Origin of the sequence: Lutimaribacter degradans, from assembly GCF_023703375.1 — a bacterium.
In the GTDB taxonomy this organism is placed as follows: Bacteria; Pseudomonadota; Alphaproteobacteria; order Rhodobacterales; family Rhodobacteraceae; genus Lutimaribacter; species Lutimaribacter degradans.
In genome coordinates this window covers 1-2698 of sequence record NZ_JAMQGO010000031.1, presented here as the reverse complement: position 1 = coordinate 2698, position 2698 = coordinate 1, and the positions used below count along the sequence as shown (strand labels likewise).

Below are 2698 nucleotides of genomic sequence, written 5' to 3'. Positions count from 1 at the left end.
TGAACCGCTCCGGGTTTTCCGGAGGCTCCAAATCGAGGAAGGATTGGAGCCATGGAAAAAGACAACAGAGCGAACCGCTATTCACCTGAGACACGCGCGAGAGCCGTGCGGATGGTGCTCGACAATCAGGGCAACTATGAGAGCCAGTCAGCAGCGATCAAGGCGATTGCGCCGAAGATCGGCTGCGGCCGCGACACATTGCGGCGTTGGGTTCAGCAGGAGGAAACCGACACAGGCTGCCGAGATGGCGTGACGTCAGAGGAACGGGCCCGGATCAAGGACCTGGAACGCGAGGTCCGGGAGCTTCGGCAAGCAAACGAGATCCTCAAGAAGGCCAGCGCGTATTTTGCCCAGGCGGAGCTCGACCGCCCACTGAAACGATGATCGGGTTCATCGACGATCATCGGGCCGAGTATGGGGTCGAGCCGATCTGCCGGGTTCTGCCGATCGCCCCCTCGACCTTCTACGAGCACAAAGCCATTGAGCGTGATCCGGTTCGTGCATCGGATCGCGCCAAGCGAGATGATGAGTTGCGATCCGAGGTTCAGCGTGTTTGGGATCAGAACTTCAAGGTCTACGGGGTGCGCAAAGTGTGGCACCAAATGCGGCGGGAGGGCTTCGATGTGGCCCGCTGCACCGTGGAACGGCTGATGCGGGAGCTGGGTATACAGGGCGTCGTTCGTGGCAAGCCGCAGAAGACGACGAAGCCCGATAAGGCGTTGCCATGCCCAAGGGACAAGGTGAATCGGCAGTTCCGGGCGCCAGCGCCCAATACACTGTGGGTCAGCGACTTCACCTACGTGCCGACCTGGCAGGGCTTCGTTTATGTGGCCTTCGTGATCGACACCTTCGCCAACCGGATCGTTGGCTGGCGGGCGTCACGCTCGCCGCAGACCCAGTTCGTGCTGGATGCCCTGGAGCAGGCGCTTTACGAGCGGCGTCCAGACGGCGATCTGATCCATCACAGCGACAGCAAGTCTGTGATTGCCGGCGTGCCCGGGCGGTCTGACCCTCACAGCGATGGACCGTGTAGTGTGGCCGGTGTCGTATGGCGTCCCGTCGCGGCCTGACCCACACTCCGATCGACGCCGACCGTGTCTTTCCTCGGACCTGTCGGCCGCCCGGGATGCCATGCGGCGAGGTTTCCACCTCGCTGGCGCCGTGTGACCCGAGAAGGGCCTGACATCTGTCACGTTGCTGTCTTGTCCTCGCGTCTGTCGTGGTGAAACCCCCACAACAGGCAGAAGGGAACAGCATATGGACGACCAGCACATCACGGACCTCGTCGTTGGCGGCGTGGACACCCACAAGGATCTCCACGTCGCCGCTATCGTCGACGGTCAGGACCGCTTTCTTGCAAGCGAGAGCTTTCCGACGACTCGACAGGGATACCGCCGGATGCTTTCGTGGATGCGATCATTCGGAGTTCTCCAGCGCGTCGGCGTGGAGGCGACCGGAACCTACGGTGCCGGCCTTCTGCGCCATCTGCAGCAGGCCGGCATCGAGGTGCTCGAAGTCACCGGTCCGGACCGGCATGATCGGCGCAAGCGCGGCAAGTCGGACGACTTCGATGCCGAGGCTGCGGCGCATGCGGCCTTTGCAGGAAAGCGCACGGTGACGCCGAAGACCCGCGATGGGATGATCGAGGCGTTGCGCGTGCTGAAAGCATGCCGGAAGACGGCCCTGCAGGCCCGGCGTATCGCATTGCAGATGATCGGCAACACGATCGTCTCGGCACCGGACGCGCTGCGAGACATCCTCCGAAAGATGACCCGCATGAAACTCATCCGGACGCTGGCCGCCTGGCGTCCGGACATGACCGGATACCGCGAAATGGAGATGGCGTACCGCATTGCGCTGAAGTCCCTGGCCCGACGGTATCTGGAGTTGCACGACGAGATCGCCGATCTCGACGCGATGATCAAACCTATCGTTGACGACCTCGCACCAGATCTCGTGGCACAGAATTCCATTGGATATGGCTCGGCCGCCCAGCTACTGATCACCGCAGGCGATAATCCCGGCCGGTTGAAATCCGAAGCGAGTTTCGCTGCTCTTTGCGGGGTCAGCCCAGTTCCGGCCTCGTCGGGCAAGACGGACCGGCACCGTCTCAACCGAGGCGGCGACAGGGCTGCCAACAGCGCGCTGCACATTATCGCCATCTGCCGTCTGCGATGCGACGCGCGTACGCAGCATTACGTGGCGCGACGCGTCGCAGACGGCATGTCCAAGCTTGAGGCAATCCGATGCGTGAAACGCTACATCGCCCGCGAGGTCTTCGCACTGATCCGAAACCGATACCGGGAAATCAACGAGGCCCAAATCGCCGCTTGACAAACAGAAGGGCGTCCGGGGCAGCCAGTATGTGTCGATCCGCTATACCGAGCGCTTGGCCGAGGCCGGGATCGAACCCTCGGTGGGCAGTGTAGGTGACAGCTATGACAACGCGCTGGCGGAAACGATCATTGGGCTGTTCAAGGCAGAGGTCATTCACCGCTTGGGGCCGTGGAAAACCGCAGATGCGGTCGAGTGGGAAACCCTGAAATGGGTCGACTGGTTCAACAATCGCCGCCTGCTGCAACCCATCGGAAACATCCCACCAGCAGAGGCCGAGGAGAAGTTCTATGAACAGTACAACGAGTTCGATAAAGTCGCGTAAAACGGAGTAATCAGCCTCCGGCAAAACCGGGGCGGTTCA

1 protein-coding gene, 2 pseudogenes and 1 other annotated feature are annotated in these 2698 nt (G+C 61.7%); all 3 genes and pseudogenes read left to right on the top strand.

Translation table 11 applies throughout. The features are described 5' to 3' along the window. Positions 1–51 precede the first annotated feature (51 nt). A pseudogene (locus M8744_RS17645) lies at positions 52–971 on the top strand (IS3 family transposase); the annotation flags it as partial. Further along, positions 339–455 (top strand) — a sequence feature (AL1L pseudoknot). It overlaps the preceding pseudogene by 117 nt. A gap of 286 nt (positions 972–1257) precedes the next feature. Then, positions 1258–2334, top strand: coding sequence for an IS110 family RNA-guided transposase (locus tag M8744_RS17640; RefSeq protein ID WP_251420051.1), 1077 nt, complete (start codon positions 1258–1260; stop codon positions 2332–2334). A gap of 16 nt (positions 2335–2350) precedes the next feature. Continuing rightward, positions 2351–2659: pseudogene (locus tag M8744_RS17635) on the top strand (integrase core domain-containing protein); the annotation flags it as partial. Between the last annotated feature and the right edge of the window lie 39 nt (positions 2660–2698).

Bases quoted from the DNA above. Each gene is read 5' to 3' on its own strand.
- M8744_RS17640 (WP_251420051.1), top strand. From the start codon at position 1,258: ATGGACGACCAGCACATCACGGACCTCGTCGTTGGCGGCGTGGACACC.